The 23,427-nt window shown below is 67.0% G+C and carries 21 protein-coding genes, 2 tRNA genes and 1 pseudogene; 18 read left to right on the top strand and 6 right to left on the bottom strand.

Going from position 1 to position 23,427, the window contains the following annotated elements; genetic code table 11:
- The first annotated feature begins 9 nt into the window (after positions 1-9).
- The 6 genes from BLM15_RS25070 (at position 10) to fhuF (ending at position 7,671) form a co-directional block, all read left to right on the top strand.
- Complete coding sequence (locus BLM15_RS25070; RefSeq protein ID WP_126116352.1) at positions 10-516, top strand: RNA polymerase sigma factor; 507 nt, start codon at positions 10-12, stop codon at positions 514-516.
- A gap of 94 nt (positions 517-610) precedes the next feature.
- Positions 611-1,564 carry a FecR family protein gene (locus BLM15_RS25065; protein ID WP_126115298.1) on the top strand — a complete coding sequence of 318 codons (954 nt, stop codon included), beginning with the start codon at positions 611-613 and terminating at the stop codon, positions 1,562-1,564.
- Between the two features lie 25 nt (positions 1,565-1,589).
- Positions 1,590-4,091, top strand: a complete 2,502-nt coding sequence (locus BLM15_RS25060; protein ID WP_206438566.1) for a TonB-dependent siderophore receptor — start codon at positions 1,590-1,592, stop codon at positions 4,089-4,091.
- Between the two features lie 7 nt (positions 4,092-4,098).
- On the top strand, positions 4,099-4,986 hold the full coding sequence (locus BLM15_RS25055; RefSeq protein ID WP_126115297.1) for an ABC transporter substrate-binding protein: 888 nt from the start codon (positions 4,099-4,101) through the stop codon (positions 4,984-4,986).
- Positions 4,979-6,955 carry a Fe(3+)-hydroxamate ABC transporter permease FhuB gene (fhuB, locus tag BLM15_RS25050; protein WP_126115296.1) on the top strand — a complete coding sequence of 659 codons (1,977 nt, stop codon included), beginning with the start codon at positions 4,979-4,981 and terminating at the stop codon, positions 6,953-6,955. The genes BLM15_RS25055 and fhuB overlap by 8 nt, the downstream gene beginning before the upstream one ends.
- Positions 6,952-7,671, top strand: a complete 720-nt coding sequence (fhuF, locus tag BLM15_RS25045; protein ID WP_126115295.1) for a siderophore-iron reductase FhuF — start codon at positions 6,952-6,954, stop codon at positions 7,669-7,671. The genes fhuB and fhuF overlap by 4 nt, the downstream gene beginning before the upstream one ends.
- A 155-nt stretch (positions 7,672-7,826) precedes the next feature.
- Here the strand turns inward: fhuF and BLM15_RS25040 are convergent, their stop codons facing one another.
- A complete protein-coding gene (locus BLM15_RS25040; protein ID WP_126115294.1) occupies positions 7,827-8,177 on the bottom strand; it encodes an ethanolamine utilization protein in 351 nt (116 codons plus the stop codon).
- Between the two features lie 757 nt (positions 8,178-8,934).
- Positions 8,935-9,834, bottom strand: a complete 900-nt coding sequence (locus BLM15_RS25035; RefSeq protein ID WP_126115293.1) for a LysR substrate-binding domain-containing protein — start codon at positions 9,832-9,834, stop codon at positions 8,935-8,937.
- A gap of 93 nt (positions 9,835-9,927) precedes the next feature.
- Between BLM15_RS25035 and ilvD the strand changes: the two genes are divergently transcribed.
- From ilvD to BLM15_RS25015, 4 genes are all read left to right on the top strand, one after another.
- Positions 9,928-11,769, top strand: a complete 1,842-nt coding sequence (gene ilvD, locus BLM15_RS25030; RefSeq protein ID WP_126115292.1) for a dihydroxy-acid dehydratase — start codon at positions 9,928-9,930, stop codon at positions 11,767-11,769.
- Between the two features lie 244 nt (positions 11,770-12,013).
- Complete coding sequence (locus BLM15_RS25025) at positions 12,014-14,068, top strand: caspase family protein (RefSeq protein WP_442859395.1); 2,055 nt, start codon at positions 12,014-12,016, stop codon at positions 14,066-14,068.
- Between the two features lie 7 nt (positions 14,069-14,075).
- The gene (locus tag BLM15_RS25020) at positions 14,076-15,413 is read left to right on the top strand and encodes a hypothetical protein (protein WP_236846418.1); all 1,338 of its coding nucleotides are present in this window, start codon (positions 14,076-14,078) and stop codon (positions 15,411-15,413) included.
- Between the two features lie 41 nt (positions 15,414-15,454).
- Entirely contained in the window at positions 15,455-16,231 is a 777-nt protein-coding gene (locus BLM15_RS25015) for a DUF1499 domain-containing protein (RefSeq protein WP_126115290.1), read from the top strand.
- Between the two features lie 3 nt (positions 16,232-16,234).
- Here the strand turns inward: BLM15_RS25015 and BLM15_RS25010 are convergent, their stop codons facing one another.
- Positions 16,235-17,170: an MBL fold metallo-hydrolase gene (locus BLM15_RS25010; protein ID WP_126115289.1), complete on the bottom strand. Its 936-nt coding sequence runs from the start codon at positions 17,168-17,170 to the stop codon at positions 16,235-16,237.
- A 109-nt stretch (positions 17,171-17,279) separates the two neighbouring features.
- On the opposite strand from BLM15_RS25010, the gene BLM15_RS25005 reads away from it, so the two are divergent.
- Positions 17,280-17,906: a biotin transporter BioY gene (locus tag BLM15_RS25005; protein WP_126115288.1), complete on the top strand. Its 627-nt coding sequence runs from the start codon at positions 17,280-17,282 to the stop codon at positions 17,904-17,906.
- Positions 17,907-17,983: 77 nt separating this feature from the next.
- Here the strand turns inward: BLM15_RS25005 and BLM15_RS31465 are convergent, their stop codons facing one another.
- Entirely contained in the window at positions 17,984-18,127 is a 144-nt protein-coding gene (locus BLM15_RS31465; RefSeq protein WP_164547633.1) for a hypothetical protein, read from the bottom strand.
- A gap of 311 nt (positions 18,128-18,438) precedes the next feature.
- Between BLM15_RS31465 and BLM15_RS25000 the strand changes: the two genes are divergently transcribed.
- Both BLM15_RS25000 and BLM15_RS24995 read left to right on the top strand, forming a co-directional pair.
- Positions 18,439-18,756, top strand: a complete 318-nt coding sequence (locus BLM15_RS25000) for a hypothetical protein (protein WP_126115287.1) — start codon at positions 18,439-18,441, stop codon at positions 18,754-18,756.
- The gene (locus tag BLM15_RS24995; protein WP_126115286.1) at positions 18,749-20,209 is read left to right on the top strand and encodes a methyl-accepting chemotaxis protein; all 1,461 of its coding nucleotides are present in this window, start codon (positions 18,749-18,751) and stop codon (positions 20,207-20,209) included. Before BLM15_RS25000 ends, BLM15_RS24995 begins: the two co-directional genes overlap by 8 nt.
- 135 nt (positions 20,210-20,344) lie before the next feature.
- Here the strand turns inward: BLM15_RS24995 and BLM15_RS24990 are convergent.
- A tRNA-Pro gene (locus tag BLM15_RS24990) sits at positions 20,345-20,421 on the bottom strand.
- 178 nt (positions 20,422-20,599) lie between these two features.
- On the opposite strand from BLM15_RS24990, the gene BLM15_RS24985 reads away from it, so the two are divergent.
- Positions 20,600-20,674 (top strand) — tRNA-Gln (locus BLM15_RS24985).
- A 252-nt stretch (positions 20,675-20,926) separates the two neighbouring features.
- Here the strand turns inward: BLM15_RS24985 and BLM15_RS24980 are convergent.
- Positions 20,927-21,904 carry a LysR family transcriptional regulator gene (locus tag BLM15_RS24980; RefSeq protein ID WP_126115285.1) on the bottom strand — a complete coding sequence of 326 codons (978 nt, stop codon included), beginning with the start codon at positions 21,902-21,904 and terminating at the stop codon, positions 20,927-20,929.
- A gap of 162 nt (positions 21,905-22,066) precedes the next feature.
- Here BLM15_RS24980 and BLM15_RS24975 point away from each other — a divergent pair, with 162 nt between their 5' ends.
- The 4 genes and pseudogenes from BLM15_RS24975 to BLM15_RS24965 all read left to right on the top strand — a co-directional run bounded on the left by BLM15_RS24975 (position 22,067) and on the right by BLM15_RS24965 (position 23,417).
- Entirely contained in the window at positions 22,067-22,411 is a 345-nt protein-coding gene (locus BLM15_RS24975) for a nuclear transport factor 2 family protein (RefSeq protein ID WP_236846417.1), read from the top strand.
- Positions 22,412-22,603: 192 nt separating this feature from the next.
- Positions 22,604-22,870 (top strand): annotated as a pseudogene (locus BLM15_RS24970) (GFA family protein); the annotation flags it as partial.
- Between the two features lie 3 nt (positions 22,871-22,873).
- Positions 22,874-22,999 carry a GFA family protein gene (locus tag BLM15_RS32340; protein WP_442859476.1) on the top strand — a complete coding sequence of 42 codons (126 nt, stop codon included), beginning with the start codon at positions 22,874-22,876 and terminating at the stop codon, positions 22,997-22,999.
- Between the two features lie 76 nt (positions 23,000-23,075).
- Entirely contained in the window at positions 23,076-23,417 is a 342-nt protein-coding gene (locus BLM15_RS24965) for a hypothetical protein (protein ID WP_126115282.1), read from the top strand.
- The last annotated feature ends 10 nt before the right edge of the window (positions 23,418-23,427 follow it).

Below are 23,427 nucleotides of genomic sequence, written 5' to 3'. Positions count from 1 at the left end.
TTCGCGCCGATGAATGTCGCTGCCTTCGAGATATTGCACCGCGTGGAGGAAGGGCGCCTGCGGCGCTTCTTCATGCGTCGTCTGCGCAACCGCGAGGATGCGGCGGACGCGACGCAGGAAACCTTCGTGCGCCTGCTCGACATCGCGCCGCGTACGGTCATCGAGAACCCGCAGGCCTATCTCTTCCAGATCGCAAAATCGGTGGCGCGGGCGAGCACGCAGCGGACGCGGCTCGACAATGCGCTGTTCCTCGTGGATGCGCAGGTCGAGGATCGTGCGGAGGAGGCGCCGGGCCCCGAACGCGTCGTCCAGAGCAGGCAGGCTCTCCTGATGATGGCAGCGGCCATCGAGGCGCTTCCGCCCCGCTGCCAGGAGGTTTTCATCCTGAGCCGCCTGCATGGCCTCGCCAATGGTGAGATCGCCCAGTTGCTGGGCGTCTCGCGCAACATGGTCGAGAAGCACATCATCAAGGCGTTGCTGCGCTGCCGCGACATCCGCGACGAGATTTTCTCCTGAACCCAGGTCAGGAGCTGGCGGCTTCCACGCTCTACCTCGGATAGAAGCATTCGCAAGAGGCCACGCCGTGGTTGGTCGCGCGGCAGGAACGGGCATGGCTGAACCGGACGATCGATCGCAGGAGGAGCGCCGCAGCGAAGAGGCTGCCGGATGGGTCGCGCGCCTGCAGTCGAGCGATGCGACGGCGGCCGACCGGGAGGGGTTCGCCGCCTGGTGCGCCCGCGATCCGAAGAACGCGGAGGCTTATCAGGACCTCTCCGCGCTCTGGGGTGAGCTCAAGGATGCCCCTGTCCCCAGCAACCGCCTGCGAAAACTGCGCGCTGCGCGTCGTGCGCGGACCGCTGCGGGCCTGGGAGTGCTCTTGCTGGCCGCGACTGGGCTGGGCGTTTCGCAGTCGGGATGGGTCGATCGGCTTCAGGCCGATCACAGCACGGGCGTCGGCGAGATCCGGAGCGTCGCGCTGCCGGACGGGTCACGAGCAATCCTCAACACCGATACGGCGCTGCGCCTGCGTTTCGATGGCTCACGCCGCCAGGTCGAGCTCTTGCGTGGCGAAGCCTATTTCGAGGTTGCGCCGATGCCGGCCCGTCCCTTCGTCGCGGTGGGCGAGACGCTCGAAGCGACAGCGCTAGGGACCCGCTTTGCAATGCAGCTGGCGCATGACGATCACGGGCCCGACGTCGCAGTCGAGGAGGGCCGCGTCGCCGTGCGTAGCGGGCAAGCGCAGGCCGAGTTGCGAGCAGGCGACGAAGCGACTGTTGGCAGCGATGGCCGACTCGTCCTCTCGCGTCCTGACGTCGCGGAGCAGATTGCCTGGAAGGATGGCAAGCTCGTCTTTTCCGATCGTCCATTGGCGGAGGTTCTGGCAACGCTCAGCCGTTATCGGAGAGGGCGCATCCTCGTCCTCGACGAACGCGCCGCCCGCCAGCGGATCTCAGGTGTCTTCGATGTCGCCGACACCGACGACGCCTTGGCGACGCTTGAGGCCAGCCTGCCGGTCAGCATCACGCGCCTGACCGGCCTGATGGTGATCGTGCGCTCCCACTGAAAAAATTTCGTCTCCGAGGTCAGGAGTGCGGACGCGTCGGACTCTTACCCATTGGGACGGCGCGCAGATGGCGCGCCCGGGCTGGTGCAAGAGGGTCGCGATGGTGACGGGTGGCGCGGTGCGCAAGGCTACATTCAGGGCGCTGCGAGCCGCGGCGGTGGGCGTGTCGCTGGCGGCGGTGACGGTTGCTGCCACCGCTCCGGCCGCTGCGCAACAGCGCCGGGCGATGGCGATCTCGGTGCCGGCCGGCCCGCTCGAACAGGCTCTGCTCATGCTCGGCAAGCAAGCCGGCTTGCGCCTCGTGTTCCCGACTCCGCTGACGAAGGGCAAGACCACCTCCGGGGTAGCGGGAGAGATCACGCCGGAAGCCGCCGTCGCGACCCTGCTGGCCGGCACAGGGCTGACCTATCGTTTCACGGCGCCTGGCAGTGTGACCATCGAGCGGCCCGGCGTCGCTGCCGCCTATTCGCAGGCGGGCGGACAGGTCTCGCTCGATACCATCGAGGTGCAGGGCGAGACGGCCTGGGGGCCGGTCAACGGCTATGTCGCGACGCGTAGCGCCAGCGGCAGCAAGACCGACACGCCGCTGCTCGAGACGCCGCAGTCGATCTCGATCGTTACCCGCGACCAGATCCGCAACACCGGAGCAAAGTCGGTCGCGGACTCGCTGAGCTATACCGCCGGCGTCACGTCGCAATCCTCGCTCTTCACCCGCATCGCCGACGATTTCATGGTCCGCGGTTTCAATGTCGCCACCGGCAATACCGGCAACCTGCGCGACGGGATGAAACTGCAATCGAACGTCTATGACGGCAGCCAGGAGCCTTACGGGATGGAGCGCGTCGAGGTGCTGAAAGGCGCTGCCTCGGTGCTCTATGGGCAACTCTCCCCGGGCGGCGCGATCAACGCGATCAGCAAGCGCCCGACGCCGGCCCGCTTCGGCGAGGTCAATCTCGAATATGGCAGCTACAACCGGCGCCAGATCTCGGCCGATCTCGGCGGCCCGCTGACCGCAGACGGCCAGTTCTCCTACCGGCTCACCGGCCTGGTGCGGAAATCGGAGACGCAGGTCGACCATGTCAAGGACGACAAGATCTATATCGCGCCGGCCCTGACCTGGGCGCCTAGCGCTGCGACCTCCTTGACTCTGCTCGGGTATTACCAGCGGGTCCGGACGCGCTTTGCGCCGCCGATGCCCTATGCCAACACGCGCTTCAACCAGATCCCGCGCAACCTCTTCATCGGCGAGCCGAACTATGACCGCTACGACGGCGATCAATATGCGCTCGGCTACCTGTTCGAGCACAGCTTCAGCGACAGCCTGAAGCTCCGCCAAAGCCTGCGCTATTTCCACGCCGACCTGGCCTGGGACTATCTGACGTTCGGCAGCCTCGCCGCCAATGGCCGCACGCTCAACCGCGGCGTCAGCGACCGCGACGAGACCTCGACCGGCTTCACCACCGACACCTCGCTGGAAGCCAAGTTCGACACCGGTCCGGTCAAGCATACGCTGGTCGGAGGGCTCGACACCTACCGGCGCACTTACGACTCGCACAGGCGGAACGGCACTGTCGGGCCGCTACGCGACATCTACGCGCCAGTTTACGGCACGACGTATCCGACGCTGAACACGGTCGACACCGGCACCGACAATCTCAGCAACCAGTACGGCGTCTATCTGCAGGACCAGATCAAGATCGCCGACAGACTGGTGGTCGTCCTTGGCGGCCGGCATGACTGGGCTGACACCCGCATCCGCAGATACGCCAACAACACCACCGTGAAGTTCGACGACAGCGCCTTCACCGGCCGCGCCGGCCTTGTCTATCTCTTTGACAACGGCTTTGCGCCCTATGTCAGCTACAGCCAGTCCTTCGAGCCGCAGATCCAGACGGACAGGTTCGGCAACGCCTTCAAGCCGACCGAGGGCGAGCAGTACGAGGCCGGCATTCGCTACCAGCCGCCGGGCACGAACCTCCTGTTCAGCGCGGCGGTCTACGACCTCAAGCAGAAGAACGCGCTGACACCGGACCCGGTGGCGCCGTTCGCCTTCTCGGTCCAGACCGGCGAGGTGCGCTCGCGCGGGGTCGAGCTTGAGGCCAAGGCCAGTTTCGACCGGTTGAATCTCGTCGCCGCCTATTCCTATACCGATGCGCGGACCACCAAGAGCAACGATCCCACCGCTCTTGGGCAGCGGGTCGAGTTGGTGCCCTATCACTCCGTCGCACTCTGGGCCGATTACGAGCTCTCAGGTATCGGCTTGCCGGGCCTTCGGCTCGGCGGCGGCGTGCGCTATCTCAGCGGCACCAACCTGATCGGCTTCGCCTATGACGTGCCGGGCCGCACCGTCGTCGACGCGATGCTGAGCTATGAGTTCGAGAAGCTCACGCCGGCGCTCAAGGGCATGGTGCTGCAGGTCTCGGCCAAGAACCTGCTCGACAAGCAGTACATGACCTGCGCCGGTTCGACCGGCTGCCGCTACGGCGATCCGCGCACCGTCTCGGCCTCGCTCAGCTATCGCTGGTAAGCGCGGCGTGCTCTCCCGGCGCACGCTCCTGGCGGCCGGCGCGGCGGCGTTCATGCCGGCCGCCGCTCTGGCGCGCGAGGGCAGTCCGCGCATCGTCTCGATGGACCTCTCCTTCACCGAGATGCTGCTGGCGCTGGGAGCGCAACCGACGGCCATCGCCAATGTGCCGCTCTACCAGCGGCTGGTCAGCGTTCCGGCCGCGCCGGCCGATGCTGTCGATCTCGGGCCGCTGACCGAGCCGAACCTCGAATTGCTGCAGTATCTCAAGCCCGACCTGATCCTCGCCGCGTCGTGGCAGGCTTCGGCGCTGCAACCGCTCGAACGCATCGCGCCGGTGACCTGGCTGCCGACCTTCGCGCGCGGCCAGGGTCCGCTCGATTTCACGCGCGAGCTCCTCGCGCGCATCGCCGGGCTCGCCCGCCGCCAGGCGGAGGCCGAGGCGCTGCAACGCGAGGCCGATGCGGCGTTGGCGGAGGCGACCAAGCGCTTGCGGAGCCATGCCGGCCGCCCGGCCTATCTGCTTCGCTTCGCCGAGGATGGCCGGCGCACCGCGATCTTCGGCGATGCCAGCATGGTCGGCGACGTGCTCGTCCGGACGGGCCTGCGCAATGCCTTCACCGGGCGCGCCAATATCTGGGGCACGGCCTCGATCGGGATCGAGCGGCTGGTCGAAGCGCCCGACGCCCTGATCATCCATTTCGAGCGCGGCGCCGAGACCGTGCGCGCCATGAAACGGCTGGCCGAGAGCCCGATCTGGAACGCACTGCCGGCCGTGCGCGCTGGGCGCGTGCTCGGCATGCCGGTGATTTATCCCAATGGCGGCACGGTCTCGGTGACACGCTTCGCCAGGCAACTCGCCGACGTGCTCTCGGGGACGGCGGCGTCGCATGGCTGACGTCAGCGCCGCAAGGCGGCTATCGCTGGCCGCGGCCTTGGCGGCCGGCGCGGCTGGCCTGTTCTGGCTCGTGCTGGCGGGCGCCGCCACGCCGGGACAGCGCTGGATAGCACTCTGGTCGCCGCTCGCGGACGACCTGCGTCAGCTCTTCGTGCACCACAGCATGCTGCCGCGCCTGATCGTCGGCTTGCTCTGCGGCGCCGCGCTCGGGCTCGCTGGAGCACTGTTCCAGCAGGTGCTGCGCAATCCGCTGGCGGAGCCAGGCACGCTCGGCGTCTTCGCCGGCGCCAAGCTCGCGCTGGCAGCCACGACGCTCTGGGCACCGAGCCTGTTCAGCTACGGCTTCGAAGCTGTCGCCGTCATCGGCGGCGGCGCCTCCATGGCGCTGGTCATGCTGCTCGCCTGGCGCCAGCGCTTCGATCCCCTCGCGCTGATCCTCGCCGGCCTTGTCGTCACGATCTATCTCGGCGGCATCAACGCCATGCTGGCACTGTTCCACCAGGAAGCGCTGCGCGATCTCTTCGTCTGGCAGGCCGGATCGCTCAACCAGAACAACTGGCTGGCCGTGCGGACCTTGCTGCCTCCCGTCGTGGTCGCTGCCGGGCTCGCAGCCCTGCTGATACGGCCGCTGACGGTCCTGGCGTTGCATGATGATGTCGCGCGCGCCATGGGCCTGTCGTTGCCGCTGACCCGGGTTGCCGCCTTGAGCCTGGCGGTGCTGCTCTCGGCGCTCGTCGTCGCGCATGTCGGCGTGGTCGGCTTCATCGGCCTCGCCGGTCCGCTGCTGGCGCAGCTAACGAGCGCGAGGCGATTAGGCTCCCGTCTGGTCTGGAGCGCTGCTTTCGGTGCGCTGCTGCTCAGCCTTGCCGATCAAGCGCTGCAGGCGCTGGGCCCGTCGCTCGACCTGCCGACCGGCACGATGACCTCACTGATCGGAGCGGGCCTGCTGCTCTGGATGCTGCCGCGGCTGCGCACCGGCCACGATCCCCGCGCGCGGAGCGAGCCGATCTCCATGCGGCTCGGGCGGCCATGGCTGCTGATCCTCTGCGCCCTGCCAGTGCTCGCCTTGAGCGTCTGGATAGCCTTGTCGCTGGCGCGCGTGCCGGAGGGTTGGCACTGGAGCAGTCTCCCCGAATTGCCAGCCTATTTGCCATGGCGCGGGGCACGCGTCGCCGGGGCGCTGGCGGCCGGCGCCCTCTTCGGCATGTCCGGCACGCTGCTCCAGCGCCTGACCGGCAATGCCATGGCGAGCCCGGAATTGCTCGGCATCTCGTCCGGCGCCGCACTCGGCCTGATCATGGTGCTCTTCGTCGCCGTGCAGCCGACGACGGCGCTGACCCTGGCGGCGGCGACGTCGGGAGCCTTCGCCGTGCTCGCCCTGATGCTCTGGCTCGGCCGGCGCTCGGCCTTGTCGCCCGAGCATGTCCTCCTGACCGGTGTCGCGTTGAGCACCCTGGTTTCGGCGTTGACGGCGACATTGCTGGCGACCGGCGATCCGCGCATGATCGTCGTTCTCAACTGGATGGCGGGATCGACTTATCGCGTCACGTCCGAGCAGGCGCTGATTGCCGCGGCGATGGTCGCACTTCTCCTTGCGACGTCACCGCTGATGGCGCGCTGGCTGACTATTCTGCCGCTCGGCGAGACCACCTCGCGCTCGGTCGGCGTCCCGCTGGCTTGGTCGCGATTTGCCGTCCTGCTGGCGACCGCGGCGGCCACGGCCACGGGAACGCTAATCGTCGGTCCCTTGAGCTTCGTCGGCCTGATGGCGCCCCACGCCGTCCGCCTGCTCGGCTTCCGCCAGCCGCTGCCGCAGCTCGTCGCAGCGGCGATCCTGGGAGCACTGCTGATGGTATTGGCCGACCTCGCCGGCCGCATCGTTGCCTTTCCCTGGCAGATACCGGCGGGGCTGGTCGCGACTTTTCTCGGCGGCAGCTATTTCATCGCGCTGATGTGGAGACAGCGATGATCCCGGCTTTCGCCTCACTCTTCAGCGGCGACCTCGCCGTCTATGGCGACAGGTTCGCACTGGCGAGCGACCTTGCTCCATCCTCGCCGGGCAGCGATCTTGTCGATCCCGGGCGCCTGGCGGAACTGCTGGCCCGTTTCGCCAGCCGGCGCTATCCCGGCGCCGACCGCCGAGCGGTGGCTTCGCTTTGGGCCAAGCAGCATTTCGCGACGCTGTTGCCGCCCGTCCTGGCGATCGCCCTGCTCGCCGAGCATGAGGTCGATGTCGGCATCGACGCGATCGGCTGCATCTTCTCCGACGAGGGCGTGACGCAATCGATCCATCTGCGCGACGCAGGCAAGCCCGCGGCCCCGGCAGACGCCTTCCAGCGCTTCCTGCCGCTGATGGACGGGCATCTCGTTCCCGTGATTACGGCCTTCGCCGCCGTGAGCGGCGTCTCGCGCAAGGTGCTCTGGAGCAATGCGGGCAACATGGTCGACTTCATCGTCAGGCGTGTCGAGCAAGCGGTCGGCGCCCGGCCAGCGGTGGAGGATGCGCTGACGCTGATGGCGACGAGGCGGTTGCCGGACGGCAGGCCCAACCCGCTGTTCGACCCTGTCCGCTATCCCGACGATGGCGGCGGCCCGAAGCGGGTGCGGAAGGTCTGCTGCATCCGCTATCTCATTCCCGAGCTCGGCTATTGCTCGACCTGCCCGCTGCCGGAGGCGAGACCATGACCTCGATCGATCGCCTCGCCATGAGCGACGCCCTCGTCGAGAAGAGCGATCATTCGCACCGCCTTCGCCGCCCCTTCGCGGTCTGTCTAGGGTCGCAAACGGAAGCTCGTGATGAACCGGCCTTGGCCGGCTCCGGCCATCAGCGGAGCCGCGGCCTAGGCGTGCGCCGGACGCCAATGCGGATAGGTGACATAGGCGGTAACCGCCCCCTCTTCGTGCGATCGAATCGTCACCTCTTCACCCTTGGGCATGTAGACGATCTCGCCGGGGCCAGCAGTGACCGTGCCCGCGTCCGTCGAGACCGAAAGCCGCCCTTCCAGAAGGACCATGACGTCGTCGACCGCCATCGTCTCGGTGAGGCTTTGGCCAGGCGCGTAGCGCCCATACCCGATGGTGATCGGCCCGCCATGACGCTCGTCGACCAGATTTCCGACGTACATCTCTGCCTGCTGCCCAGGGGAACGCTCCAGGGATGCATCGGCGATGGCGAACTTGCGGACATTCATCGTCGTTCTCCGTGCTGAGCCCGAGGCTTGAGCTTTAGGGCGGCAAGACGGACTACGAATTTTTGGCGAGGATGTTCCCAAGCTGCCATCGAACAAGCACGTCTGACCACGCCGGCTCCCGCCGCGAGGGTTTAAAAGGCAAGCGCAAGCCCAAGGGGTGCGCGGGGTCCGGATGCGGCAGCGTTCCGCCGCTGTGTCGAATGTCGATGTCGAGTGTCGAAGCGGCTGATGCTCGCCGCTCCCGAACCCCGCGCGCGGTCCTCTTTGAGGTGCCGCGCTCCGCCTTCAGGTCGGGCAAGACCCGGCTTCGCCCGGACGAGACCCCTCCGCCATTCCAGCCCGCGACGGCTGTTCAAAACGGACACCGCTCTCCCGCCCGGCCGCACGATGCCTCGCGACAGCCCCCTTGGTCGGGCGGGACGGGGAGGAGAATACGCCAGGTTTCGAGGGCGGGGATTGATTGGCGAGTTATCCCCGTGGAGACGGGTTGCCTCCACCGTCATGCTCGCCCTTGTTGCGAGCATCCACGTCTTGAACACCGCATGTGTCCAGCGAAGACGCGGATGGTCGGGACAAGCCCGACCATGACGGTAAGGGCGCGGGGAACCCTCTCCTGGGACGAGAGGGCAGGGTGAGGTGTAGGCCCTGTGACCAGTTCCGCGAGCGCCGACCGCGTGGCCGGGTTCAGGCCAATGTTTCCAGTCCGAATACCTAACCCCTGCCCCTCTCCTTCCAGGAGAGGGGTTCTGCGTCGCGGCTACCCCTCCGCCCGCAACGCCTCCGCCAGAAACCCAGCGAGCGCCCGCACCGCCGGCGTCGGTCGCCCCGGCGCGAGATGCAGTGCGATCTCTGAAGCCGGCAAAGCAGGCAGGCCTTCCGCCTCTCCGAGCAGGCGCAGTCCCTCCCGCGCCGTGCCGGCCTTGACCACGGTCAGTGCTGCGCCGGCAGCGGCGACAGCTTCGACTGCGCCGATGCTGGACGACGAGAACAGGATGCGCCAGGGCCGACCGGCCTCGTTCAGCGCCGCAAGCGCCCATTCGCGATACATGTTCGGCGCCTTCAGCAGCGCGAGTGGCAAAGGGCCGACGGGTGGAAAATCGTGCCGATCGGACCAGGCCCAGGCGGTGCGCTCGGTGCGCAGGACCTCGCCGCTGCCATCGCCGGCCTTCTGCGTCGCCAGCACAAGGTCGAAGGCCTCGCCGAGACTGGCGAGCAGGTCGCGGGTGAAGCCGGTGGTGACCTCGAGCTCGACCTCGGGGTGGGAGCGGGCGAAGCGGGCGAGCGTCTCAGGCAGGACGATGGTGGCGTAGTCGTCCATCACCGCGAGCCGGACCCGGCCGGACACGCTCTGGGCACGGACGACGTCGAGCGCCTCGTCATGGAGCGCGACGATGCGGCGGGCGTAGCCGAGGAAATCCTCGCCGGCGCGGGTCAAGAGCACTTCCTGCGGCGAGCGCTGCAGCAAGGTCTGGCCGGCGATCTCCTCGAGCTTCCGTACCTGCGTCGAGATCGTTGACTGGGTACGATTCAAGGCCGCTGCGGCGCGGGTGAAGGAGCGCAGCTCAGCGATGATGACGAAGGAGCGCAGCAGGTCGATGTCGATATTGCGCAGCATTGGCAGGCCTTTCGCGCCCGCAGCATGGACAGCGTCGATCATCAAAATCGAATAATTCAATTTTGGCTGGCCGCACGCCGCCGCTAGCTATAGGGCGAACCCTTCTGTTCGGACGCCCTGTCGACGAGGTCAAGCATGCCGAGGCTGAGATCCGCCACCACCACCCATGGCCGCAACATGGCCGGCGCCCGCGGCCTTTGGCGCGCCACCGGCATGAAGGATTCCGATTTCGGCAAGCCGATCATCGCGGTGGTGAACTCCTTCACCCAGTTCGTGCCGGGCCATGTCCACCTGAAGGACCTCGGCCAGCTCGTCGCGCGCGAGATCGAGAAGGCCGGCGGCGTCGCCAAGGAATTCAACACCATCGCGGTCGATGACGGCATCGCCATGGGTCATGACGGCATGCTCTATTCGCTGCCCTCGCGCGAGCTGATCGCCGACAGCGTCGAATACATGGTCAACGCCCATTGCGCCGACGCGATGGTCTGCATCTCCAATTGCGACAAGATCACGCCCGGCATGCTGATGGCGGCGATGCGTCTGAACATCCCGGTCGTGTTCGTCTCCGGCGGGCCGATGGAAGCCGGCAAATACATCGCCGACGGCGTGCTGAAGAAGGTCGACCTCGTCGATGCCATGGTCGCGGCGGCCGACAGCAAGTATTCCGACAGCGAAGTCGAGGTGATCGAGCGCTCGGCCTGCCCGACCTGTGGCTCCTGCTCGGGCATGTTCACCGCCAATTCGATGAACTGCCTGACCGAGGCGCTTGGCCTCGCCTTGCCGGGCAACGGCTCGACGCTGGCGACCCATGCCGACCGCAAGCGTCTCTTCGTCGAAGCCGGCCATCTCATCGTCGACATCGCCAAGCGCTGGTACGAGCAGGACGATGCCTCGGTGCTGCCGCGCAATGTCGCGAGCTTCAAGGCCTTCGAGAACGCGATGACGCTCGACATCTCGATGGGCGGCTCGACCAACACGGTGCTGCATCTGCTGGCGGCGGCGCATGAAGCCGAGATCGACTTCACCATGGCCGATATCGACCGGCTGTCGCGCAACGTGCCGGTGCTGTGCAAGGTCGCGCCCGCCGTCGCCAATGTGCATATGGAGGACGTCCACCGCGCCGGCGGCATCATGGCGATTTTGGGCGAACTCGACAGGGCCGGGCTGCTCGACACTTCGCTGCCGACCGTCCATAGCGCCACGATGGCCGAGGCGCTGGAGCGCTGGGACATCAGGCAGACGCAGAGCGAGGCGGTGAAGAGCTTCTACAGCGCTGCACCCGGCGGCGTGCCGACGCAGACCGCCTTCAGCCAGGACCGGCGCTATGAGGAGCTCGACCTTGACCGCGAAAAGGGTGTCATCCGCGAGAAGGCGCATGCGCATTCGCAGGATGGTGGCCTCGCCGTGCTCTACGGCAACATCGCGCTCGACGGCTGCATCGTGAAGACGGCCGGTGTCGACGCCTCGATCCTGACCTTCTCCGGCAAGGCGGTGATCTTCGAGAGCCAGGACGCGGCGGTCGAGGGCATCCTCAACAACAAGGTCAAGGCCGGCGAGATCGTGCTGATCCGCTATGAGGGGCCGCGCGGCGGGCCAGGCATGCAGGAGATGCTCTATCCGACGAGCTATCTGAAATCGAAGGGACTCGGAAAGGCCTGCGCACTGATCACCGACGGGCGCTTCTCGGGCGGTTCATCCGGCCTCTCCATCGGCCATGTTTCCCCGGAAGCAGCCGAGGGCGGCGCGATCGGCCTGGTCGAGAGCGGCGACGTGATCGAGATCGATATCCCGAACCGCGGCATCAGCCTCAAGGTCTCCGACGAGGAGATGGCGCGCCGGCGTGTGGCGATGGAGGCCAAGGGCAAGGACGCCTGGAAGCCGGCGGCGCCGCGCAAGCGCAAGGTCACGACCGCGCTGAAAGCCTATGCGGCGCTGGCAACCAGCGCGGCCAAGGGGGCGGTGCGCGCGATCGATTGATTGCTCGCCACCCTCCACCGTCATTCCGGCCGCAGCGAAGCGGGGCGCCGGAATCAATCGTAGGGTTCTGCGCTCTACGATGGATTCCGGAGCTGCGCCGCTATCGCGGCTTGTCCGGGATGACGCCCATCCCTTGAGAGCCGCATCCCCAGCGTCACATCTTCGCCATGGATCGTCCGGACAAAAGCCGCATCGACAAATCGACGCGCCAGCCTGCGACAGCGCTGGCGCGCGGGTTCTGGAGGTGGCCTTGCCGGCGTTCCTGATCGCAGCCCTGCTCTGGCTCGGGCTTCTCTCAACCGCAATCGCGCAGGCGCCGCCGGCCACCCTCTCCGACAATGCCGAGTCGATCGCGGTGGTGGTCGGCAACAAGACCTACAAGCAGACCAGCACGGTCGACTTCGCCCATAACGACGCCGAGGCGATCAGGACCTACCTCACCGGCACGCTCGGTTTCCGCGAGCAGAACGTCTTCCTGCTGAAGGATGCGACGCTTGGCGAGCTCACCCAGATGTTCGGCAGCGAGGCCAACCCGCAGGGCGGCAAGCTCTGGCGCAGTGCGGTCGAGGGCCGCTCCAACGTCTTCGTCTACTATTCCGGTCATGGCGTGCCGGACCTTGCGACGCGCCAGCCTTTCCTGTTGCCGCAGGACGGCAACCCGAACGCTAGCGAGAGCGGCTATGAGCTGCAGACGCTCTACCGGAACCTCGAACTGGTCCGGCAGAAGGTTGGGGCACAGCGCCAGTTGATCGTGATGATCGACGCCTGCTTCACCGGCGAGACCGGGCGCAAGGGCGAGAGCCTGCTCGCCGTCTCGGCGCCGGGCTTCACGCCGGCCAAGCCAAGGACGGGCGGCGGCATCGTCAAGCTGGTCGCAACCTCAGGCGCCACCCCGGCGAACTGGGACGAGACCCAGAAGCTCGGCCTGTTCACCAGCCGCTTTCTGATGGGCGCCGCCGGGCTGGCGCGGCCGGCCGGCGCGGCCGAGAGCGGGTCGCTCACCTGGTCCGATCTGCAGCGCTATCTCAAGGATAGTGTCGAGGCGGCGGCACGGCGCGATAGCGGCCGCGAGCAGGTGCCCGAGATCGACCTGGCTTCGCTCGCTTTGCCGGTGGCGCAGCCGGTGCCGGCGGTGGCGCGTGCGGTCGCACTGGCACGGGACGAGGCCAACTGGCAGCGAGCCAAGGCGGCGGGCGAGCGCAGCGCGCTCGAGGGATATGTCGCGCGCTGCGGCGAGACCTGCGGCTATCGCGAGGCGGCGCTGGCGTTGCTGCTCGACAAGCGCCGCAGCGGCGAAGCTGCGACCGACGAGCAGAACTGGATCAGGCTCGGCGGCTCCGGCAAGTACGAGGACTATCTCAAGGGCTGCGGCGCGGTTTGCGCCTATCGCTCCCTGGCCGAGGGTTATCTCGGCCGCACCGATGCCTCGCGCGATCCGCGCGTGCAGGACTGCGACGAGCTCGCCGGCGACCCCGCCGATCCCGACCGGCGCGAGGGCGTCAAGGGCGTGAAGTTTGCACGCATCGATGCGCGCGCCGCGATCGCGGCCTGCAAGCAGGCGGCGGAGTCGCAGCCGCAGATCAGGCGGCTCTCCTACCAGCTCGGCCGCGCCTATGACAAAGCCGAGCGCTACAAGGATGCGCTCTCAGCCTATGACAAGGCGGTCGATGCCGGCAGCGCTGCGGCGATGAACAATCTCGGCGCGCTCTACGAGAACGGCCAGGGCAGCAAGGTCGAGCTGCAGAAGGCCTTTGCGCTCTACGAGCAGGCCGCCGGCACCGGCAACGCCATCGCGATGAGCAATGTCGGGCGCATGCTGCAATATGGCCGCGGCCGGTCGCGCGACGAGGCGGCGTCATTGCGCTGGTACCAGAAGGCGGCGGAGGCGGGGGACGCCTTCTCGATCGCCAAGCTGGTGCCGGCCTATCTTGAAGGCCGACCGGGCTTCCCCAGGAATCCGCAGAAAGGCTTCGACCTGTTCCGCCAGGCCGCCGACAAGGGCGATCCGATCGCGATGGTCTCGATGGCGACGCTGATCGACAACGGTTTTGGCTCCTTCTTCCCCGGCACGAACTCGCTGCAGATGCTGATGAAGGCACTGGAGAAGGGCGAAGCCGGCGCCGCGGCGATCTCCGCCAGCGACGTCTCCGAGCAGAAGCTGAAGCCGGACACGGTGCGGGCCTTGCAACGGGCGGCGCAGAAGGCCGATCATTACAGCGGCGCGATCGATGGCCGCTTCAATCCCGTCTTCGTCCGGGCCCTGGACGGCTATGCACGGTCGCTGGAGCAGGAGCGCTAGGTCGAAGGTGAGCGGTTTGCTGCGTAGCCTCTTCGTCGCCGGACTGCTCGTCGCCGGGGGCAGCGGCGCACGCGCCGATGCCCTGTCTGCCTGGCTCGGCAACGTCGCCGCCTGCGCCGGCAAGCGCGATCTCTCGCTCGCCGTGGTCGGCTTCGATGCCGGCCAGCAGGTTCTGTCGCGCACGCAGGCCGACGAGGTCAGGCTCGCGATCGAGAGTAGGCTGCAGAGCGAGGGACGGGTGAGGCTGGCAGCGAGCGCCGACGTCGTGCGGATCAAGACCTTGCGCGACAGCCTCAACCTGCAAAAGCCGGGCGAGGCCGAGGTGCAGATCCGTAAGGCATTCGACGGCGATGCCAGCGTGTTCTTCACCGAACCGGCCAGGCAGGAAGACAGAGCGACCTTCCGCCTGCAGGCGATCACGAAAACGGGCGACTGCAAGGCGACGAGCGAGCCGATCGAGATCGCGATCCGCACCAAACCGGGCGTGGTCGATGTCGACCAGGTGATGCGCCGGGCGGTCGAGAACCTCGTGCGCGCGGCGCCTGAGCTGAAGCGGGTCGACATCTGTCCCTTTGCTGCGGCGAGCGGCTACAGTGCCTGCAGCGCCGCGCTCGGCGAGCGCTTGTTGCTCGCGCTCGACGCCGAGTCGCGCTCGGACGACCGCCTCCTGCGTTCACAGCCGCTGGAAATCCGCAAGGCGGCACCTGGGCAATGTTCGGCACCCGACAACGAGGTGACGACGCGAGGTCGCTTCGGCGGGGATCGCGACGGCGGGAGCTGGATGGAGCTCGAATTCCGCCGCGGCGACGCCGTGCTGGCACCGACCGGGCGCAGCCGCATCCCGGTCGAGGGACTGGGTTGCGACCCGGCGATCAGGTCGTTCCTCGACCATGTCGCCGCCACCGCCGGCTCCGATCGGGCACGTCTTGCGCTGCTGCCGGCGGCTTCGCCTTTCGCCAAAGGACGGCGGCTCGATGTCCGGATCGAGGGCAAGGCCGGGACGCGGTTGTCCTGCTGGGTGCTGGCGCCGGACGGCACGGCCTCCGTCGTGCTGCCAGTGCGCGGTGATGAGGGCCGGAGCATGCTGCGCGCCGGCGGCCAGTCCTATCCTTACGATTTTGGGCTGAACGAGATCGTGCTCGATGCTGCCTTCGAGAACCTGTTCGCCTGCTTCGGAACGGAAGCGGAGCTGCCGGCGGCGCTGCGCGAGCGCTGGCTCAAGGCGGCGCCGAGCGCGACCGAGGATGCGGTGACGCTGCAGCCGGGCGAGGTGCTCGACCTGCTGGAGAGGTTGCGGGCCGTCTCCGGTGTGGTCGAAGCGGCCGCGCCGATTGTCGTGCGCTAGAGGCGCTTGCCTTCCTCCCGGCGCTCCGCCACCTAAGAGAGATGCACCGTCGTCTCGTCTTCGAAGAGCCAGTCTCACGCGCGGCGACCTGGAGCCGGCGGCTGGCCCTGTTTGGGCTGACGGTCGTTGCACTCGCCGTGCTGATCTTCCGCTTCGGTCAACCGTCGGTAGAGCGCCTTGCGCCGATCGCCGGGGCCTATGTTTTCGTGCTTTTGGCCTTCCTGCTGGCCCTCGCGGCCTTCGTGCGGATCTGGCAGGATGGGCATCGTGGCATGGGCATCGCCGTGCAGGCCTTCGTGCTCTGCCTGCTGCTGCTCACCCCGGTCGCCTATGCCGGTTTCCAGCTCGCGACCCTGCCGCTGATCGCCGACGTCTCGACCGATATCGACGAGCCGCCGGCCTTCAGCCGCTCGCGCATCGCGCTCGCCGCCAGAGGCGGGATCGTGCCGCCCGATGTCCCGGCCGAGCGGCGCAAGGCGCAGCGCCAAGGCTATCCGAAGGCGCTGCCGATCGTGCTCGAACTGCCGGCCGAAATCGCCTACGACATCGCCCGCAAGGCGTCGGTCAATCTCGGCTGGCAGGTGCTGGAAGGCGCGGCCCCCGGCGGGCGCAGCGGAGCAGGGCGGCTCGACGCGGTGGCGCGCTCGCGCGTGCTGCGCCTCGTCGACGACATCACCATCCGCATCCGGCCGCGCGCCGATGGCAGCCGCATCGATATCCGCTCGGCCTCGCGACTGGGCGGCTTCGACTTCGGCGCGAATGCGAAACGCGTTGCGGCATTCGAAGAGGAGGTGAAACTGCTCGTGGAGCTCCGCTGAGCGTCAAGCCAGCTGGTAACGGCTCGCCAGCATCGGTGCCTTGTCGTTGCAGAGCACCACGCTGCGCGCGACCAGATCCTCGAGCTGAGCCAGCACCGAGAGCGAGGCCGCGCCGCGCAGGGCTGCCGGCAACTCCTGATAGATCAGCGGCACCATGTCGGCGATCGTTTCGTCGCCAGCCTGCAAACGGCTGAGGATCGCGGCCTCGCGCAGGCGGCGATGCTGCACCAGCCCGCGCAAAAAGCGCTGCGGCTCGCGCACGGGTCCGCCATGGCCGGGCCAGTAGAGCCGGTCCTCACGGCCACGCAATTTCTCGATCGAGGCCATATAGGCGACCATTGAGCCGTCGGGCGGCGCGACGATCGAGGTCGACCAGGCCATGACGTGGTCGCCGGAGAACAAGGTGTTCTCCTGCGGCAGCGCGAAGGCAAGATGGTTGGCGGTGTGACCAGGGGTCTCCAGCGCCTGGAGCGTCCAGCCCGGTCCCGAGACGGCATCGTTCTCGGCCATGACGAGATCGGGGGCGTAATCCTTGTCGGCGGCGGCGTCGAGCGGGTTGATCTCGCCGAGGACAAGCTCGCGCGCCGGCCGGTGCAGGCCACAGCCGACGATGCGCGCACCGGTGGCCGCCTTCAGCGCACGCGAGGCCGGGGAATGGTCGCGATGGGTGTGGGTGATGACGATGTCGGTGACGGTCTCGCCGGCGATTGCAGCGAGCAGGCGCTCGATATGCGCGGGATCGTCCGGGCCGGGGTCGATGATCGCGATACGACCGCGGCCGACGATATAGCTGCAGGTGCCGGTAAAGGTCATCGCCCCGCCATTGCCGGCGATCAGGCGGCGCACCAGCGGCGAGAGCTGTACCAGCTCGCCCGACGCTGCGCCGGGGTCGCGGTCGAAATCGAGCGGCTCGTCGGTCTCGGGAGTAGAGCTGGCCATCTGCGCATCCGGAAGCGGGCATGATCGCCGGCTTGTCGGCCGGCGGGCCATTTCCTATAGACGAACGAGCCGGGCGTCGACGGCGCCCGAAGAAGAAGGACGAGATCCGATGGCCGAGACGCTGTCACTGCCCGCCACCACGATGGTCAACGCGGCCCTGCCCGCGCTGTCCGACCCTCGCACGCGTGTCCTGCGCAATATCGGGCTCGCCGTCGTCGGCAGCCTGCTGATCATCGCCGCCGCCAAGGTCAAGGTGCCGTTCTGGCCGGTGCCGATGACGCTGCAGACGCTGGCCGTGCTCGGCCTCGGCGCTGCCTATGGTGCGCGCCTCGGCGCTGCGACCGTCGCGCTCTACATCGCCTATGGCCTCTTCGGTCTGCCGGTCTTCACCAACACCCCGCCGGTCGCGGCCGGCCCGCTCTATCTGCTCGGCCCGACCGGCGGCTTCCTGATCGGCTTCGTCGCCGCGGCTGCGATCGCCGGCTGGGCCGGCTCGCGCGGTGCTTCGCTCTGGCGTCTCGCCGGCGGCGTCGTCTTGGCCGAGATCGTGCTGATGGCGCTCGGCTTCGCCTGGCTGGCGCTCGGCGCGCAGATGGCGAGCGGGGCGACCGGCATCGGCTTCGCCAAGGCCTGGGCCGCCGGCGTGCAGCCCTTCCTGCTCGGTGACCTGATCAAGGCGGCGCTGGCGGCGAGCCTGGTTGGGGCCGGCTGGTCGGTGTTGAAGCGCCGCGGCTGAGCCGATCGACACCACAGAATCAGAAAGCCGGGGCAATGCCCCGGCTTTTTTGTTGCCTGCGGTGTCGTCGGAGTATCTCAGCCCTGCGGCTTCTGGTCGGTGCAGGCCTTCTTGACCGGCTGCAGGAACATATCGAGCTCCATCATGTTGCCGCAGCGGTCGCAGCCGGCGAGCAATGTCGTGAGGCCGAGGACGGCGATGAGGCGAAGAACGGATTTCATGCGAGCGCGGCTCCAGATTGCGGTGCGAGCATAGCGAAGGCATCGGCGCTGCGCCATCTGGTGCTGAAGCCCGCCGCGACGACAATTGGGTCCGTGCCTGCGCATCATGGCAGGCTAAATCCTGCAAATGATCTCTACCCAGGCGTGCGCCACACAGGTTGGAAGCAAATTCCTTACGTTACGGAATGCTGACGCAATCACGAATTCAATCCTGCGGAAATAGTAATCGCCCGCATTTACCAGTTGTAAAGCCAGTCAACCGCACTCTCTGTCGTTGATTGAACTGCGGATCGGATGTCGGGGGGCACGCGATGCGTGAGATCGGCTTCGGCCTGATCGTCAGCCTGGTCATGGCGCTAGGCGCCTTTTCCATCGCCGCCTGGCCGGTTCCAGGGCAGCCCATCGCCGCCTTTTTCCCCGCGGGAACCTCTTCGCCCGAGATGGCGCGGGCGGTCTCGCAGGCCGGAGGCAGCATCCTCCAGCTGGACACAGCCGCCGCGGTCGCGATCAGCATCGGCGATGGCAGCGACTACGCGCTCTCTCTCTATCGCTCGGGGGCCTGGCTCGTGGTGGACGGCTCCCTCGCCCAATCATGCATCCGTCAGGTGAGGAGCCTTGTTCGTGGGTGAGGTCGAACGTCTCCGCATACGCTTCGCCAGGCTCCTGATCGCAATTCTGTGGGCGAACTCAGCCTTGCTCCAGATCGGCATCCCGCCCGACGGGGCGCCGCATGCGACGACGATCTCGGCCGCCGGGGCCGCGCTCGCGATCCTGGGGACGCTCGCCTGGCGGCTCGATCGCATCGGCTGGGTCACACGGCAGATCACCAGCATCGCTCTGGTCGGCCAGGTCATGCTGCTGGTCTATGGCTTCGCCGGCCATCCCTATCAGGCCGACCTGCATATGTACTTCTTCGCCATGCTGGCGGTGCTGGTCGGCTGGCTCGACTGGCGCATCTTCCTGCCGGCGACGCTTGCGATCAGCGCCCATCACCTGACGCTGAGCCTTGTCTATTCGGCCGGCGTGTTTCCCGGCGGCAACGACATTCGGCGCGCCTTCCTGCACGGCGCCATCGTCGCGGTCCAGGCTGGGGCATTGAGCTGGATCGTCTGGTCGCTCCGGCAGGCGGTCGAAGAATCCGAGCGCGAGCGCGCCGAGGCGGACGCAGCCAGGGCGATCGCCGACGAAGCCCGCAAGGATGTGGCGACGACGACGGCGCAGGCGGCACATGAACGGCGCCGCATCCTGCACGACCTCGCCAACGAGTTCGAACGCAAGATCGCAGGCATCGCACGAGCCGTCATCGCATCGATCGCGTCCCTGCGGGCCGCATCCGAGCAGATGCGCAACGGCGCCGTCGAGGTCTCGCAGCGCTCGAGCGCTGCATCGAAAGCCTCGCGTCAGTCGTCCGCGAACGTCATCGCCATCACCGAAGCGACGTCGGAGCTCGCCAGTTCCTTCACTGAGGTCGATCGCCAGGTGAACGGGGCGGCTCAACTCGTCGGCGACGCCACCCAGCAGGCGCTTACCGTGCTCGACCGGGTCGGCGACTTGTCGCGCAAGGTGCATGAGATCGGCAGCGTCACCAATGTAATCTCGACCATCGCCCGGCATACCAATCTGCTGGCGCTCAACGCTTCGATCGAGGCCGCCAGGATCGGCAATATGGGCGGAGGCTTCGCCGTCGTCGCGCATGAGATCAAGGGGCTCGCCGACGAGACCTGGCGGGCGACCGAGCAGATCCAGAGCCAGATCGACGCGATCAGCCTCTCGGGCGCCGATGCGATCAAGGCGATCGACGCGATGACGGTGACCATCGACACGCTCAACCAGATCTCGGGCGCGGTCGCAGCAGTGGTGGAGAAGCAGAACGTGGCCACAGCCGGGATCGCCGAGAACGTCAGGCGCGCGGCGACCGAGACGGTCACCGCCGGTGGGCATATCGACATCGTCAGCCGCGTCGCCGAGGAAACCGGTGAGGCTGCGAATCATGTCGCGGATTCCGCGGATGTGCTCTCGAGCCAATCGGCCGATCTCGACACCGAAGTCGCCGACTTCCTGGGGCGGATCCGGGCCGCCTGACAGGGCCGCCGATCTTGGGCGAAGCGCGCACCACGAACCAGCGCAGGCGGATGCTTGAACCGCCGGCTACACCGGCAAGCAGGTAGGAAGCCCCGAAGGGCTGTCTCGCAGTACTCTGGATAGCGCGGGAAATTTTGGTCGGAGTGGCAGGATTTGAACCTGCGACCCCCTCGTCCCGAACGAGGTGCTCTACCAGGCTGAGCCACACTCCGATCAACTGGTGGCCGGCTTATAGCCAGCCGGCCGCCGCAGCGCAACAGCCAAGGCTATGGCGATGTGCAATCTTTTCGAAGGGCGCCGGATCAATGCCGCTGCCCCCGCAATCGAGAGCTTGCCTGCGCGATCCGATGTTGCACGCGCTCGCGACGCGCTCTAGAAGGCAGCGCAGATTGGGGCGTCGCCAAGCGGTAAGGCAGCGGTTTTTGGTACCGCCATTCCCAGGTTCGAATCCTGGCGCCCCAGCCACGCTCCCCATGTAGCCTAGCGCGATCTTTTGCATCTCTGGGTCTGCCCGATCGAGGCAGATTTTTGGGAACTTCCGCTTCTGACCCATTGCAGACTAGCAGCTTGCCACTGCAAGCCTTCTCGGACGCCCAAGGCGCTCCAGCCGTCAGCGACATGACAACTCCCGCCGGTCACGCTGCCGGGAAAAGCAATCGGCCCCGTCGAGGTTTTGGAGAACGCTTGTTGATGTGCTCGGCGACGGTGCGCCTCGCATTACGGGTGTGGGCGTAAACCTCGCGGAACAGCCGAGCCGATCGCCGCCGTCTCGATGCCGTTGCTCGCGCGCAGGCCGCCGCGGATGGTGTCGATCACGGCGCGGAGCGGCGGCGCCATCTGCCGCTGGGCCGGATAGCAGAGGTAGTAGCCGGGAAAAGGGGCGGACCAGGTCTCGAGCAGCGCGACGAGGCGACCCTCGGCGATGTGGGGCGCGATCAGCTGCTGGCTGGCGAATGCGATGCCGACCCCGTCGACCGCCGCCTGTACCCCGAAGTCCTTCGTGTTGGAGATCAGGGGGCCGTCGATGGCGACCTCGAACCATTTGCCGTTCTCCATGAACTCCCATTTGTACGGCGTCTTCTGCCCCGGCCAGCGCCAGCCGATGCAGCGATGGCCGAGAAGGTCGCGCGGATGGGCCGGCGTCCCGTGCCGGGCGAGATAGTCGGGCGAGGCGACCGCGGTCTGGCGCAGGTCCGGGCCGAGCTTCACCGCTATGAGGTCCTTGTCGATCACCTCCCCGAGGCGGATGGCGACGTCATAGCCCTCGGCCACGATGTTCACGACGGCGTCGTCGAGGGTGACGTCGAGCACGACCTGCGGATAGGCGTCGCTGAAGGCACGAAGAATCGGTGTCAGATAGAGGTCCGCCGCCGCCCGGAAGCAGTGCACCCGCACGGTCCCGGCAGGATGGGCGCGGCGCTCCCGGGTCTCGCCCAGCGCCTCCGCCAGCTCCTCGACGGCGGGCTTGACCCGCTCGAACAGCTTGGCCCCCGCCTCGGTCAGGGAGACGCTGCGGGTGGTGCGATTGAACAAGCTGACCCCGACGCGCTCCTCGAGCGCCCGGACCATCTGGCTGAGCGCCGAGGATGACACTCCGAGCTTCTCGGCCGCCCGGCTGAAGTTCAGCGAACCGGCGACGGCCACGAAGGCGCGGAGCTGGTTGAAGTCTCCGGCAGACGGAAGGGAGGGATCCATGGTCGCCTTCGATTGCTTAGCTCAGCTTATAAGGCTGATTAGCGCGCGTGGATTAAACATTGCGCCATCGCCCTTATACTCAACTGGACGTTGGATTTGAAGGGAATCACCATGACGCTACAGGACACACCCTCGCCCGGAAACATAGATGGATTGGTCGCCTTGGCGAAAACCTACTTCGACGCTGCCTACACGATGGATGCTGACACGTTCGCGACCATCTTCGACCCTGCCGCCTTGGTCACCCGGCGCGGCGATGGCAACAGCGTGGTGGTTACCCCTGTCGCCGCCTGGCTTGATGTGGTCCGGAGCCTGACCTCGCCGCAAGACGCTGGCGGCGTGCGTGCCGACCAGATCCTCTCCATCGCCATCACCCGCGACATGGCGCTGCTCAAGCTCCGCCTGCGGATCCCGCCCCGCGAAGTGACCGACCTCTTGTCGTGCTTTCACCTCAATGGGCGCTGGCAGATCGTCCAGAAGGTGTTCGCCGCCGAGACCCTGACCTGAAAGCTCCGCCATCGATCCCTGTCCCGCCAAGCCGGAAACGAGTGCCAGGTCCGCCGCTCGATTGCCGCGACAGCTCGCCACCGAAAACGGATATTCGCGAGGTCTGCTTCCGACCCATAGCGGACGCTCTTGCGAACGTCGCAACCCCGATGCCATGCTTTCCGACTAGACGCCTGCGGGAGTGAATCGAGGATGCACAGCGGCTCATGCCTTTGTGGTGCGGTCACCTTAACAGTGGCTGACAGTCTGCCAGATCCTAACTTCTGCCATTGTCGCATGTGCCGCAAGCACTCGGGCCACCACTTCGCGTCCACTGATGTGCCTAGGACTGCCTTGACGATTGTCGGCGAGGAGAAGCTGACGTGGTTTCAATCGTCGGAGAACATCCGACGCGGCTTCTGCTCGATATGCGGATCGTCTCTATTCTGGGATCGGTCGGATCGAGGTTGGATCGCTGTGGCAATGGGTGCTTTCGACGGACCGACAGAGACCACTGCAAATTTGCATATCTACGTCGCCGACAAGGGGGACTACTACGAGATCGCAGACGGCCTGCCGCAATACGGCACCGTTCCACCGCGCGACTGAGCTATTGAGAGCGAACGTCTGTCTTCCACCCGGTGCGGACATTGCGCTGAATGAGGCGGCGTGACGTCTTGATGGCATGATCGTCGAGACGCACATAGACCCGACTGGAAGTCTGGTTCTTGCAGTCGATCGAACCGATGAGAGGCTGATCTCGATCGGCTTCGAGGGGTTCGAGTGGCATACTCACCCCGACCTCCTGATGGGCGAGTATGGTCCAACCGCGGAGATGGCACTGGAAGCATTCAAGCACGCGCTCATGGGCGACGAGCTCGTGATTGCCATCATCCGGCGCGGCAGCCGCATGGTCGACGTATCCCTGCCCGACGAACCGCTGTCCGAGCATGAGAGCCTGTCCGAGGGCGAGACGCTGGAACGGCGCTACTGGAGCGGGCGGCTTTGGTCGCAACATGCGATGTGATTGAGCGTCG

The sequence above is a fragment of the Bosea sp. Tri-49 genome, assembly GCF_003952665.1.
GTDB lineage: Bacteria > Pseudomonadota > Alphaproteobacteria > Rhizobiales > Beijerinckiaceae > Allobosea.
Note: the sequence above shows the minus strand (reverse complement) of the source record. Positions and strands in the feature narration are given on the sequence as shown.